Origin of the sequence: Sphingomonas sp. NPDC019816 (genome assembly GCF_050274375.1) — a bacterium.
Classification (GTDB): Bacteria; Pseudomonadota; Alphaproteobacteria; order Sphingomonadales; family Sphingomonadaceae; genus Sphingomonas.
This window is the reverse complement of record NZ_JBNNOB010000008.1, coordinates 36838-49538: the sequence shown is the minus strand read 5'-3', so window position 1 is coordinate 49538 and position 12701 is coordinate 36838. Positions and strand designations below refer to the sequence as shown.

Sequence of the window (12701 nt, the reverse complement as noted above, 5' to 3'; positions counted from 1 at the left end):
CACTGGACGGCGCCGAACTGCGCGGCCGGGTTGCGAGCTTCTCGCCAGGCACGGGCGCGCAGTTCTCGCTCATCCCGCCCGAGAATGCGACCGGGAACTTTACCAAGATCGTTCAGCGAGTGCCCGTGCGGATCAGCATTGAAGCCGGGCCGGAGGCGCGCCGGGTGCTGCGTCCCGGCCTGTCGGTCGAGGTCACGGTCGACACGATCAGCGCAAAGGGAAGTCGTGACCGGATCGAGCAGGAAACCGAGCGGCTGAAGCGCGACGAGACGCAGGGCTCGCGCTGATGGCGTCCGAACGCGCCGGCCTGCGCGACTGGCTCGCCGTTGCGGCGGGCACGATCGGGTCGTTCATGGCGCTGCTCGACATCTCGATCGTCAATGCGGCCTTGCCCACCATTCAGGGCGAGATCGGCGCGAGCGGCACCGAGGGCACCTGGGTCGCGACCTCCTATCTCGTGGCAGAGATCGTCATGATACCGCTCAGCCCCTTTCTCGTGCGCCTGTTCGGCCTGCGCAACTTCCTTCTGGGGGCAGCGGTCAGCTTCACTGGCTTTTCCATCGTGTGCGGGATCTCGACGACGCTGCCGATGATGATCGCTGGCCGCGTGGGCCAAGGCTTCACCGGCGGTGCACTGATCCCGACCGCCATGACCATCATCGCGACACGGCTGCCGCCGTCGCAGCAGCCGATCGGCACCGCCGCGTTCGGCGGCACCGCAATCCTTGGTCCGGTGCTCGGGCCGATCATCGGCGGTTGGCTCACCGACAATTACAGCTGGCATTACGCCTTCTTTCTAAATGTGCCGGTCTGTGCAGGGCTTGTCCTCCTCCTGCTGTTCGGGCTCAAGCACGAGCATCTGCGGCTCGACCAGCTACGCCATGCCGACTGGTTCGGGATCGCGGGACTCGCGATCGGCCTGGGTGCGCTCACCGTCATGCTCGAGGAGGGGCAGCGCGAGATGTGGTTCGAGTCCGCCATGATCGTGAAACTCGCGATCGCCACGGTCTTCGGCTTCGCGCTCATCACGATCGGACAGGTCCGCTCCGCGCATCCCGTGCTCAAGTTGTCGCTGATCTTCAGCCGCTCCTTCGGTAGCGTATTCGTCCTCAGCCTCATCATCGGCGTCGTGCTCTACGGCGTGACCTTTCTCATCCCCCAGTTCCTCTCGTCGATGGCGGATTATAGCGCGCTGCAATCGGGCAAGGTGGTCTTCGTCTCCGGTATCCCCGCCCTGATGCTGATGCCGTTCCTGCCGCTAGCGTTCAAATATCTTGACGTTCGCCTGGCGGTTTTCGTCGGCATGACGCTGATCGGCGTCAGCTGCGCCATGGACTGGCACCTCACCGCGCAGTCGGCTGGGGGCGACCTGACGGGTTCACAGCTCGTCCGGGGCTTCGGGCAGATCTTCGCCATGATGTTCCTCAACCAGGCAGCGATCAGCGCTGTGGCACCCGAGGATGCCGGCGATGCGTCCGCGCTGTTCAACGCGGGGCGCAACCTCGGCGGATCGATCGGCCTCGCCCTGATGGCGACCCTCCAGGACCGGCAGACTTTCCTCCATTTCAACCGGCTGGGTGAGACGGTGTCGGCCAATGCGGCCACCACGCAGGAATGGTTCGCTAAAGCCATGGTCATGCCGTCCGGCGAAGCCGGCGCGTATCGGCAGCTCGCCGGTCAACTTCTCGAACAGGCTACCGTCATGGCCTATAACGACCTGTTTTTTGCGCTGGGCGTCGCGATCGCGATCACGACGCCGCTGGCGCTGTTCCTCCGCCCGATCTCCTCCGACACGCAGATGGCGATGCACTGATGAAGCGACTTGGCTGGGCCATTCTCCCCGCACTCCTGACCGGATGCGTCGTCGGCCCCAACTATGGAGGCCCGCCGGGCGTTGCGAGCGGCGAGCGCGCCGGATCGACATTTCGCCGCGCGGATCAGGCCGTCACGTCACCGCAGACCCCTGTCGCACGCTGGTGGGAAGGCATGGGCGACGCGCAGCTCACGATGCTGATCGACCGGGCGCTTGCCTCCAATCCGGACGTGGCGATCGCCGAGGCGCGCATCCGCAAGGCGCGCGCCAGCTTGCGCGAACAGCGCGCGAACCAGCTTCCCACCGTCTCGGCGTCAGGCACTGCGATCGTCGCCGATCTTCCCGCAGGCTCGCTCGCGCTGCCGACGCAAGGCGAGCAATCCGATCGTATCAGGGCCGAGTTCTATAATGCCGGCCTGGACGCATCGTGGGAGATCGATCTGTTCGGCGCGCGACGCCGCGCTGCCGAAGGTGCCGAGGCCCAGGCTCAGGCGGCCGAAGCCAATAAAGCTGATGCGCAGGTTCGTCTGTCGGCGGAGGTTGCCCAGAATTATGTGACTCTGCGCGAACTTCAGCAGCGCCTGATCCTGGCTCGCCGCTCCGCGCAGCTTCAACAGCGATCACTCGCCCTGCTTCAACAGCGCGAACAACGCGGTGCATCGTCGCGCGACGAGGTGGTTCGGCTGAAGACCGAGCTGACCCGCACGGAGGCCGGGCTGTTGCCGCTCGAGGGACAGATCGCGACCACGCTCGACCAGCTTGCCCTGCTCACCGGCGACGAGCCCGGAACACACGATGCCTTGCTGTCCACTCCTGCCCCGATCCCGATGATCCCAGGAACTGTCGCGATCGGCGACCCGGCCGCGATGCTGCGACGCCGGCCTGACATTCGCGCAGCCGAGCGGCAGCTGGCGGCATCGAACGCGCAGATCGGGGTCAACGTCGCCCGGCAGTTCCCATCGGTCAGCATTATGGGGATCATCGGGCTCGGTGGTCCCAATATCGCCGATGTGGTTGATCCTGACAGCGTCGCGGGCCTGCTCCTGCCGCGGATCAGCTGGAGCTTTCTCGACTTCGGCCGTAATCGTGCCCGGGTCGAGCAGGCGCGGGCTGACCGAGACGAGGCGGAAGCACAATACCGCAAGGCGGTTCTCGGCGCGCTGTCTGATGCTGAAACCAGCCTGACCCGCTTCGGCAATCAGCGCCGTAACCTGTTTTCGTCTGTCGCGAGCCGTAACGGTGCCAGACAGTCAGCGACCTATGCCGGGCAGCGATATGCACAGGGAGCGATACCGCTGACCACGTCCATCGATGCCGAACGCGCGGCGCTGGCTGCCGACCAGTCAGTGCTGGAAGCGACCGGCGAACTTGATCGTGCCTTTATCGCCCTCCAAAAGGCGATGGGACTTGGATGGAGCCAGCAGTGACAGTCTTGCAGCGATGCGAGGGGAGGGCACCGACCGCGTGACGGCTCCGCTTCTGCCGCCTCCTGCCCAGTATCTGCGTGATGACGCGATCAGGGGAGGAATGGATCTGATGTTCTTTGCCCACAGATCCCATCTGGCGCATGCCGACGCCGAGCTGGCAACGCGTACCCTCGGACGGGCGCATCACCGCGCCCTGTACTTCCTCGGCAGGTACCCGGAAATCTCAGTCAGCGAACTACTGGACGTTCTCTGCGTCACAAAGCAATCGCTCGGCAGGGTAATGCGGGATTTGATAGACCGCGGGCTAGTCTGCGGACGTGTCGGGGAGCGCGATCGACGGCAGAAGCTGCTGTCGCTCACCGACGAGGGACGTGCGCTCGAGCACGCGCTGTTCGAGGAGCTCAGGCGTAACATGGCGAACGCGTATCAGGCGGCAGGAGAGACAGCCGTCACGGGCTACTGGATCGTAATGCAGCATCTCATGCGCGGTGAAGCACGGGACCAGTTCCGCAGGCTGCACTCCCGTCAATAATCGCCATAAACAGGTACCGGACCAGGTCTAAAGGGGGCTTCATCGACCTGGCCCGGTGGGTATCACCTATCCTGCAAGCCCGGAGGGAGTAAGCGACTTGCCGGTGGTGAGCTCGTTTTCCAGCACCGGGACCGCGGTGCCGGCGACCTGCTGCAGCGCCGGGTCGGTCCCGTCCTGCGCGTAACCCTTGTGCACGGCCCAGGCGGCCTGCTGAACCTGCGCGGACTGCGTCAGATACAGATTGTCAAAGGCGCTCTTGGGCGCCTTCTGGAGCAGCTTGAGGAGGGCAGCGCGGTCGGCGGACAGGCTCGAGGACGGCGCCTTGATCGTGCGCTGATCATTCTTCAGCGCCGCCAGCAGCGCCTTGTGGCTGCTCTGCGTTTCCGCCAGCACGCGCTTTGCATAGGCCTTGACGTCGTCTCTCTGCGCGCGCGTCGCGGCAAGCTGCGCGGCCTTGATCTGGTAAAGGTTCGCATCGGCCGCAGCGAGCACGTAATTGGGTCCGCTCTGGCTCGCGATCGGCGAGACGCCGACGTCAGCGCTGGTCATTGTTCCCGAAGTGGCGGGCGAAACGGCCTGCGCCAGCACTGGTACCGGCGCCAGGGTGAGCAGCGCAGCGACAATCGCAATCTTCATCGAGGTTCTCCGTTGGTGTTGTCAGGCATTGACCGAAATCAACGGGTCGAACGATAAGGAAACGGAACGGTTCCCTTTCTTGCGACGCACCTCGGCGCTCTGCTGGAGAGGTGGCCGCTCGGACGTCTGGAGGTACGCGGCGATGATGAACATGGCGGCTCTTGAAGCCGTTCCAATGCCGGTTAAGTCGAAATCTGAAGCGGCAGACCGAATTGCGAGGTTTTCCTTGCGCAAAAGCGACGTCTCCCGCGCCTCGATCGTGTTCGCTCTGCTCTGCGTTGCCATCCTCACTGGCTGCGACCGAACTCCTCGCGAGGCGCCTCCGCGAGCGAAGGACACGATCAGCGTACCGCCGCAGACCTCCACCATCGACGTGCCGATCGTCGCGGACCTGGGCAAGCTGGCGGCAACTCTCGAAAAGGCGGTTCCGCGTCGCCTTTGGTCAATCGACAAGCCGGAGCAGACCTGCGTCCCGCCGAAGAAGGTCAAGATCCTCTTTGCGAGAATTAAGACGCCCGCGATCCGGTGCCGCATCACGGGCACCGTAGTCCGAGGGCCGTTGGTGCTGGAGGGCTCGGGCAAAACGATCACCGTCACCATGCCGCTTCACGCCGCGATCAGCGCCCGGGACGTGGGAGGCGTGCTCAGCCGGGAAACAGCCGAGGCGGACGCCCGCGTTCGGGCAGTAGCCAGGCTCGACATCGCCGGCGACTGGTCGCCGCGCGCAACGGTATCGATCGCCTACGACTGGACCGACGAGCCGCACGTCGACTTCCTGGGCCAGCGTATCGAGTTCACCAGCAAGGCCGACGCCAAGCTCGCCGGCGTCGTCGCGCGCCTGGAGCACACTCTGCCGCAGGAGCTCGGCAGATTGCAGCTGCGCGAGCAGATCGCGCAGGTGTGGGGCGCGGCGTTCACCTCCGTCCAGCTGAACCGGGCGAACCCGCCGGTGTGGATGCGGATCACTCCCCGACAGTTGAGCTACGGAGGCTACACTATTTCGCGCAATCGGGTGAACCTGGCGCTGGGGCTGACGGCGGGGACGGAGACCTTTGTCGGCGATCGGCCGCCTGATCCGCAGCGCCAGCCGCTCCCCGCCATGACGCGCATGCAGCCTGGACCCGGCCGCATCCTGTTCGCCATACCCGTCATCGCCGACTATCGTCAGCTGGAGCCGGTGCTCGCAAAGGCATTGGTGAAGCGTTCCCGCCGCCCCTTCGAGGTGCCCGGTGTCGGTGCGGTGCGCGCGCAGTTTTACCAGGTGACCATCTACGGCACGACGGGCGGCAAGATCGCGGTCGGGCTCCGCTTCAGTGCGGCAGCCGAAGGCGGGGAGCCTTCGCGGGGCACGATCTGGCTTACCGCCACGCCGCGCAACGCCGTCAATGATCGCCGTGTCGCGTTTGACGATCTCACCGTCGCAGGTGTGACCGACTCGGTCCGAACAAGCCTGCTTCTGAAGCTCGTCAACGCCCCCGGCATCTCCAGCACCGTGTCCGCCGCGCTGACGCAGAACTTCGAAAAGGATTTCGACGAGCTGCTCGCCAAGATCACCCGTGCGATCGACGAGAAGCGGATCGGCGACCTGATCGTGCGCGCCCACATCACGGACGTGCGCACGGGCCAGCTGAAGGCGGCGGGGCAAGGCGTGTACCTTCCCGTATGGGGGCGCGGCACGGCCACGATCCGCCTTGCTCCACGATAGAGGACGCCCGACCTCACGACGGCAACCGGCACGGACCGGCGCATTGCCCTTGCATCGGCCTGGCGGCATGTCTCCATCCCATGAGAACTCGTATAAAGATTTGCTGCATCGCCTCGCCGGATGAAGCGCGGATCGCGATCGCCGCGGGGGCGGATGCGCTGGGGCTGGTAGCACGCATGCCCTCTGGTCCCGGTCCGATCTCCGACAGGGCGATCGCAGAGGTGACGGCGCTCGTGCCACCGCCGGTGGCCACCTTCCTGCTGACATCCGAGACGACCGCCGACGCCATCTCCGCCCATGTCCGCGCGACCGCTCCGTCGGCGGTCCAGATCGTGTCGCACATCGATCCCGCGGAGTCGGGCAAGCTGGCAGCGCTGGAGCCGCACGTCCGCCGGATACAGGTCATCCACGTCGAAGGGCCGGAAGCGCTACAGCTGATCCCGGCCTATGAGCCTTGCGTTCATGCCTTCCTGCTCGACTCCGGCAGGCCCAACGCCCCGGTCGCTGAGCTGGGCGGAACCGGCCGCGCGCATGACTGGGCGGTCAGCGCCGCTTTCGTCCGTGCGACCGAGAAGCCGGTGTTTCTTGCCGGGGGCCTGACCGCCGCTAACGTGGCGGAAGCGATCGGGCAGGTTCGCCCCTATGGTGTCGACCTGTGCTCCGGCGTCCGGACGGGTGGTCAGCTCGACCCGCAGAAGCTGTTCGCCTTCGTCACCGCGGTCCAGCAGATCGACCGGGAAATGGCGCGGGCGATGTGACGGCACTGGCACCGGCGTGAACGCCTTCCTCCGCCGGAGTCCTGTGCAGTTAAGGTTAGCTGTGACGGCCTGCAATGATGATCGGTTCGACGCGAGATAAAGGGCGCACTCTGGCGCATAGTCTGTGAGACCGTCGAGGTGCTTGGGCGCACGTTATTCGAGAACCAGCGTACGATCTTTGAGACGGACGCGAGACGGTCATCAGTCAGCGCACGCTTTGTGAGACCTTCAAATCGGCACCGGCGACGCGCATCCGTCGCTGGACTGTGCGCATGTTACGATCGTGAGAGCCCCATTGATGTGACGCCGAGTTAGCGGCTATCGCCTTCGGACCCACTGAATTGGTGTTCATTGGACCGCTTAATCACAGCATGTAGCCGATATCCGAAGCCCCGGACGGATAAGCGAACATGGTCGATTTCAGATCGTCGGCCGTCAGACCATGCCGGATCGCGAGCGCGAACAGATTGATGACCTCGTCCACATGCGGTCCGACCAGGTGAGCCCCGAGCACCCGGTCGTCGCCTTCATCGACCATCACCTTGAACCCATAAACCGGTTCGGCCGCTTGCCGCGCGGAGTACCAGTTGGGGACCAGATTGCTTTTCACGCGGAAGCGCAGGCCCCGCTCGCGCGCTTCGGCTTCGCTGAGCCCGACCGAAGCGATGGGAGGAAGCGTGAAGGCGACGCTGGGGATACCCCGATAGTCCGGGCGGAGGTGGTTGCCTTCGAGCATGTTGCCGGCGACGACCTTGCCGTCATGGCTCGATACCGGCGTCAGCGGAGGCCCCATCTGGGCCGCGTCGCCGGCAGCATACACCGCCGGGTTGGAGACGCTTTGCAGATGCTCGTTGAGCGTGAGGCGGCCCCGCTCGTGTGCGATCCCCGCCGCATCGAGGTCGAGTGCTTCGAGCGCCGGGCGTCGCCCGGCAGCATGGACGATCAGATCGGCCGCGAAGCTCTTGCTCACCCCGCCCGTGGAGGCGCGAACCGAGAAGCCGTCGCCTGTCTTGTCGATCGCCTCGACCTCCGTATCGAGCTGCACGTCGATCCCCGCATCGCGCAGGCGGGGCATCAGCCAGCCGACCAGATCGGGGTCGAAGCCGGTCAACATGCGCGGCCCGCGTTGGAGGATGGTCACTTGCGCCCCGGCGTTCGCCGCGATTGTAGAGAACTCCGCCGCGATGTATCCACCCCCGACGATCACGATGCGCCGGGGCAGGCTCTCAATCGCCAGGAACGCCTCATTGTCGATGACGTGCTCTTCGCCGGGCAAGCCGAGCGGGACCGGTTCGGCACCGCTGGCAACAAGGAAATGGCCGCCAACCAGCGTCTTTCCCTCCACGACGAGGCTGTTCGCGCCGGTGAAGCGAGCCGGGCCGTGGTAGGTATCCACCCCGGCCTCATGGTAGCTTCGTTCATGTTTCCCCGGCACCGGATCAGTGAAGGTGCGCTTGAACGCCATCAACTCGCGCCAGTCGATGCAGTCCTTTCCCACCACGCCGTTGCTCCGCATCCGGCGCGCGTCGTCGATCACAGCGGCCCCGTGGCGTAGCATCTTTTTCGGATCGCAGCCGCGCAGGGCGCAGGTGCCGCCATAGGGTCGGCAGTCGATCACGGCGACGCTCTTGCCGGCCTTGCGAACGCGCATGGCCGCTACCCGCGCGGCAGTTCCCGCGCCGATGACGACCAGATCATAGGTGTCGGGCACGAGCTTCTCCTTGGCGTGGTTCAGGTTCCCCGGCTGGCGTGCCGTCAGGCGCAGCAGCTCGCCGTTGATCCCGACGCGCGCGCTTCCTGTATCGGGGGACAGGGCACGTCACCGAAGGAGCAATAAACGCAACAGTCCCCGGCGTTGGGGCGAAGCACCGCGGCGCAGCCTTTGCAGTCGTAGAAGAACTGGCACGCATCGGTCGGCATGGTGTCGGTCGATTGGTGGCCGCACTTGGGGCAGGTCAACGTGGAGGTGAGCAGCATTACAACACCCAATTCATGAGGATAGGCTCGATCGAGCCCCAGATAGCGGCCAGGCCGACCAGCACAGTTGCCGCAATCAGGAGGCCGACGATCCGGCGCGACCTGACATCAACCGCACAGGCGTCCCCCGGCGCACAGGCCGTCTCGCGCTTGCGCCACCACATGGCCCAAGCGACCACGAGCGCGACCGCGCTCAGCACCAGAAGCGGCGCGCGAATGCTCGCCAGCCCTACGAAGCTGCCGGCGAGCCCAGCACCCACGCCGAGCGAGGCGAGCGCGAGTGGCAGAACGCAGCAGGCCGCGGCGGCCGTGACCGCGCCCAGGCCCAACGCAGCCGCTATTGATGCGACACCCCGGACGGGCGGCCCACCCGGTGTTGAGGGTTGCCTTGCGACGGTATCCGTCATTATCTGTTCCTCGATGGGATCGGATTGCTGAACCGCCGCCCCGGAGGCGAAACAAGATCGAGAATCGACACCCCGATCATCAACACCAGCCCCGCATACAGCACCCATTCCGCCCGAACGCCGCGAAGCGACATCAGCAGGGCGGCGATGAGAACAAGCACAGGTCCAGTGACGCCTAACGCTAGGCGCAGCCAGGTCTTGTGACGAAGGCCGGTGCGGAGGTTCGCCGCCAATACGATGAGCGCGGAGAGCGGCAGAACGTATCGGATAAAGGGGCCTTCATACTGGCTCAGAAAACTCAGGCCGATCCCGGCACCGAGACTGCCAAGGGCGGGAAAGCACGCCGCACAGCCGAACGAGGCGATGATCGCGCCGATCACACCCGTTTTATCGGCCGTTCGCGTTAGGGAGTCCTCAGTAGGCACAGCCGTTCCTTTCACCCGCTCCGCCGCAGCGACTCACCGCGCTCGCCTTGGCTCCTCGACAGGATCATAGTCGAAACCTTATATGCACCCTCCAGCAACTGTAGGGTCAAGGGCCGTGGCTCTGAAAATCGGCGACCTCGCCAAGGCGACCGGCACAAAGGTGCAGACGATCCGCTATTATGAGGAGATCGGCTTGCTGCCCGCGCCGGCGCGCACCGAAGGCAACTACCGGACCTATGCTTCGGCGACCCTTCGCCGGCTGTCATTCATTCGCCGCTCGCGCGGCCTTGGTTTCAGTCTCGACCAAGTGCGAGAGCTGCTGGGCTTGGCCGACCATAGCGATTGGTCCTGTGCCGCGGTCGAGACGATCGCGCGCGAGCACAGGGCGGCGATCGAGCGCAAGATCGCCGACTTGGCAGCCCTGGATGGCGAGCTGGCGCGTATCATCGACCGATGCGGACACGGCACCGTTGCCGAGTGCGGCATCCTTGAAGCCCTGTCTCCTGCCTAAGACGGCAGTGCATTACCGCTTCTCCCAACAGCGCGCGCGGCTCGCAAGAAATACGTCCGGTTTCCTTGTGGTCGCAATCGGCCACCCGATCGCGGCCGTTCAGAACGAGAAAAGCCGTTGCGGAAACCAGCGTCAGAATGCAGGGTGGTAGCTGTCTTTCCTTGCGGGTGAACCGGCCTTCTCATGCTGATCGGATACGTCCGCGTCTCGAAAGCCGACGGCAGCCAGACGCTGGAGCCGCAGCGCGACGCGCTGCTCGCGGGCGGCGTCGACCCGAGCCGCATCTACGAGGACCTCGCATCGGGTCGGCACGATGCTCGGCCTGGCCTGACCGCGTGCCTGAAGGCGCTCCAGCCCGGCAACACGTTGGTGATCTGGAAGCTCGACCGGCTCGGCCGTGATCTCCGTCACCTCGTCATCACCGCAGAGGATCTGCGCTCGCGCGGGATCGGGCTGAAGGTGCTGACGGGTGCCGGCGCGCAGATCGACACGACGACCGCCAATGGCCGGCTCGCGTTCGGCATCTTCGCCGCATTTGCCGAGTTCGAGCGCGAGCTGATCACCGAGCGTACGCGCGCCGGGCTCGCTGCAGCGCGCGCCAGGGGCCGGTTGGGCGGGCGCCCGCGCAAGATGGACCGCTCGACGCTGCAAATGGCAATGGCGGCGATGAGCGACCGGAAGGCGGTCGCGGCTGAGGTGGCCAAGCGGCTCGGCATCACGACCACGACGCTCTACCACTACATCAACGGCGACGGCACGCCCAAGGCCCCCGGCCAGGCGCTCCTCGACGGGAAGGCGATGCCCAAACCTCCCACCCGGGCTCGCGAAGAGCGACAAGCGGCGTGACCGTCTGGCGAGCGCCCGTTCCAGCCGAGGCGCTCGCGACCCTGAAACGACGCCTCGCGGCGCTGCCGCCCCGGCACCCCGACCGCAAGGAGATGATGGCGTCGACCTGCCGGCTCTACGCCGTGTCGCGCGCCACCCTGTACCGTGCGCTACGCGGCGAGCACCGTCCCCGCGACGCGCACCGCTCCGATCGCGGGCACGCGCGCGTCATGGGCGACGGCGAGATCGAACACTGGTGCGAGATCGTCGCTGCGGTGAAGAAGAGCACCACCAACAGGAAGGGCCGCCACCTCTCGACCGCGCGGGCGCTCAGGCTGGTCGAGGAGCATGGGGTCCACACGCCCGATGGCCATCGCAAGCTCGCGCCCGGGTTGCTCACCATCTCGACCCTCAACCGACATATGCGCCGGCTCGGGTATGACCACGCGCGCCTGACACGAGAGCCCGCGGCCGTCCGTTTCCAGGCGGAGCACGCCAACGACCTGTGGCACTTCGACCTGAGCCCGTCCGACCTGAAGCAACTCGCGGTTCCCCCGCCCTGGGTCGACCTGGAACGGGGCGGCGCGCCCACGCTGATGCTGTTCTCGGTCGTCGATGACCGGTCGGGGCTCGCCTACCTCGAATACCACTGCGTATATGGTGAGGATGTCGAGGCGGCGCTCGGTTTCCTGTTCCGCGCCATGTCGGCCAAGCCGGACGGCACGACCAACCCGCTCCAGGGTATCCCCAAGCAACTCCACCTCGACAACGGCCCCGTCGCGAAGTCAGCCGTGTTCAAGCGGGTAATGGAGAGCCTGGACGTGATCGTCACTCCGCACATGCCGGCCGGATCGGACGGTGCGCGCACGACCGCACGCGCCAAGGGCAAGGTCGAGCGGCCGTTCCGGACGGTGAAGGAGGCGCACGAGACACTCTACCATCATCACCAGCCCGACACCGAAGCCGAGGCGAACGCTTGGCTGACCCGGTTCGTCGATCGCGAAAATGCGCGCGATCACCGGCACGAGGCTCACTCGCGCGTCGATGACTGGCTTGAGCGCCAGCCCGAGGGCGGGGTCCGCGCGATGTGCGCGTGGGAGCGGTTCTGCTCGTTCGCGCGCGAGCCCGAGCGGCGCATGGTCGGGCTGGACGCGCGGGTGTCGGTCGCGGGGGTCACCTACGAGCTCGACCCCGAGCTTGCCGGCGAGGCGGTCGTGCTGTGGTGGGGGTTGTTCGACGCCGAGCTGTTCGCCGAGCATGGCGACGAGCGCTACGGTCCGTTCGATCCCGTGGGCGGCCCCGTACCGCTCCATCGCTACCGCAAGCACCGCAAGAGCAGGCGCGATGTCCGCCAGGACCGCGTCGCCGAACTCGCGACCCGCATTTCCATCCCGCGCTCCGCGCTGTCGGGTGAGCCCGACCTGATCGCGCGCGAGCCGCACCGCGCCATGCTCGCCACCCGCCCATTCGACGGTCCCGACCGGTTCGAGGAGTTGGCGTTCGCCACGCCGCTGAAGGCGCGCGCGGCGATCGCGGAAGAGCTGCGCGTGCCGCTCGGCAAGCTCAGCGCGGACGACCTCCAATTCATCGCCGACCTGCTCGCCCGCACGCTGGTCCGCGCGGAGGTGATGGTCGCCATCCGCGAACGGTTCCCGCCCGGCCGCGCCCATGCGGGATGAGGAGCC

The 12701-nt window shown here is 66.1% G+C and carries 14 protein-coding genes and 1 pseudogene; 9 read left to right on the top strand and 6 right to left on the bottom strand.

All coding sequences use genetic code 11. From position 1 onward, the window contains the following. The 4 genes and pseudogenes from ACQKJZ_RS02495 to ACQKJZ_RS02480 all read left to right on the top strand — a co-directional run. A pseudogene (locus ACQKJZ_RS02495) lies at positions 1-287 on the top strand (HlyD family secretion protein); the annotation flags it as partial. After that, positions 287-1813, top strand: a complete 1527-nt coding sequence (locus tag ACQKJZ_RS02490) for a DHA2 family efflux MFS transporter permease subunit (protein ID WP_427729848.1) — start codon at positions 287-289, stop codon at positions 1811-1813. The pseudogene ACQKJZ_RS02495 and the gene ACQKJZ_RS02490, both read left to right, overlap by 1 nt. Then, positions 1813-3240 carry an efflux transporter outer membrane subunit gene (locus ACQKJZ_RS02485; RefSeq protein WP_427729847.1) on the top strand — a complete coding sequence of 476 codons (1428 nt, stop codon included), beginning with the start codon at positions 1813-1815 and terminating at the stop codon, positions 3238-3240. The genes ACQKJZ_RS02490 and ACQKJZ_RS02485 overlap by 1 nt, the downstream gene beginning before the upstream one ends. Positions 3241-3340: 100 nt before the next feature. Further along, positions 3341-3772 carry a MarR family winged helix-turn-helix transcriptional regulator gene (locus ACQKJZ_RS02480; protein ID WP_096362248.1) on the top strand — a complete coding sequence of 144 codons (432 nt, stop codon included), beginning with the start codon at positions 3341-3343 and terminating at the stop codon, positions 3770-3772. 66 nt (positions 3773-3838) lie between these two features. Here ACQKJZ_RS02480 and ACQKJZ_RS02475 read toward each other — a convergent pair whose 3' ends face one another. Continuing rightward, positions 3839-4408 (bottom strand): DUF4142 domain-containing protein, encoded by a 570-nt coding sequence (locus ACQKJZ_RS02475; RefSeq protein ID WP_066516399.1) that lies wholly within the window; start codon positions 4406-4408, stop codon positions 3839-3841. Positions 4409-4429: 21 nt separating this feature from the next. Beyond that, the gene (locus ACQKJZ_RS02470) at positions 4430-4561 is read right to left on the bottom strand and encodes a hypothetical protein (RefSeq protein ID WP_255210224.1); all 132 of its coding nucleotides are present in this window, start codon (positions 4559-4561) and stop codon (positions 4430-4432) included. Between ACQKJZ_RS02470 and ACQKJZ_RS02465 the strand changes: the two genes are divergently transcribed. Next, complete coding sequence (locus ACQKJZ_RS02465; RefSeq protein WP_231923442.1) at positions 4551-6113, top strand: DUF4403 family protein; 1563 nt, start codon at positions 4551-4553, stop codon at positions 6111-6113. The genes ACQKJZ_RS02470 and ACQKJZ_RS02465 overlap by 11 nt on opposite strands. An 80-nt stretch (positions 6114-6193) precedes the next feature. After that, positions 6194-6871: a phosphoribosylanthranilate isomerase gene (locus ACQKJZ_RS02460; protein WP_083949045.1), complete on the top strand. Its 678-nt coding sequence runs from the start codon at positions 6194-6196 to the stop codon at positions 6869-6871. Between the two features lie 364 nt (positions 6872-7235). Here the strand turns inward: ACQKJZ_RS02460 and ACQKJZ_RS02455 are convergent, their stop codons facing one another. Genes ACQKJZ_RS02455 through merC form a run of 4 tightly spaced genes read right to left on the bottom strand, consistent with a single transcriptional unit; the run spans position 7236 to position 9680 of the window. Continuing rightward, positions 7236-8582 carry a dihydrolipoyl dehydrogenase family protein gene (locus ACQKJZ_RS02455; RefSeq protein ID WP_007406355.1) on the bottom strand — a complete coding sequence of 449 codons (1347 nt, stop codon included), beginning with the start codon at positions 8580-8582 and terminating at the stop codon, positions 7236-7238. Positions 8583-8626: 44 nt separating this feature from the next. After that, positions 8627-8848, bottom strand: coding sequence for a GDCCVxC domain-containing (seleno)protein (locus ACQKJZ_RS02450; RefSeq protein WP_082450164.1), 222 nt, complete (start codon positions 8846-8848; stop codon positions 8627-8629). After that, positions 8848-9255, bottom strand: a complete 408-nt coding sequence (locus ACQKJZ_RS02445) for a mercuric transporter MerT family protein (protein WP_158005333.1) — start codon at positions 9253-9255, stop codon at positions 8848-8850. The genes ACQKJZ_RS02450 and ACQKJZ_RS02445 overlap by 1 nt, the downstream gene beginning before the upstream one ends. Beyond that, positions 9255-9680 carry an organomercurial transporter MerC gene (gene merC, locus ACQKJZ_RS02440; protein WP_133177339.1) on the bottom strand — a complete coding sequence of 142 codons (426 nt, stop codon included), beginning with the start codon at positions 9678-9680 and terminating at the stop codon, positions 9255-9257. Before merC ends, ACQKJZ_RS02445 begins: the two co-directional genes overlap by 1 nt. A 115-nt stretch (positions 9681-9795) precedes the next feature. On the opposite strand from merC, the gene ACQKJZ_RS02435 reads away from it, so the two are divergent. The 3 genes from ACQKJZ_RS02435 to ACQKJZ_RS02425 all read left to right on the top strand — a co-directional run bounded on the left by ACQKJZ_RS02435 (position 9796) and on the right by ACQKJZ_RS02425 (position 12695). Next, a complete protein-coding gene (locus ACQKJZ_RS02435) occupies positions 9796-10191 on the top strand; it encodes a MerR family transcriptional regulator (protein ID WP_007406344.1) in 396 nt (131 codons plus the stop codon). A 183-nt stretch (positions 10192-10374) separates the two neighbouring features. After that, a complete protein-coding gene (locus ACQKJZ_RS02430) occupies positions 10375-11037 on the top strand; it encodes a recombinase family protein (RefSeq protein WP_007406363.1) in 663 nt (220 codons plus the stop codon). Beyond that, positions 11034-12695: an IS481 family transposase gene (locus ACQKJZ_RS02425; RefSeq protein ID WP_007406365.1), complete on the top strand. Its 1662-nt coding sequence runs from the start codon at positions 11034-11036 to the stop codon at positions 12693-12695. The genes ACQKJZ_RS02430 and ACQKJZ_RS02425 overlap by 4 nt, the downstream gene beginning before the upstream one ends. Positions 12696-12701 lie beyond the last annotated feature (6 nt).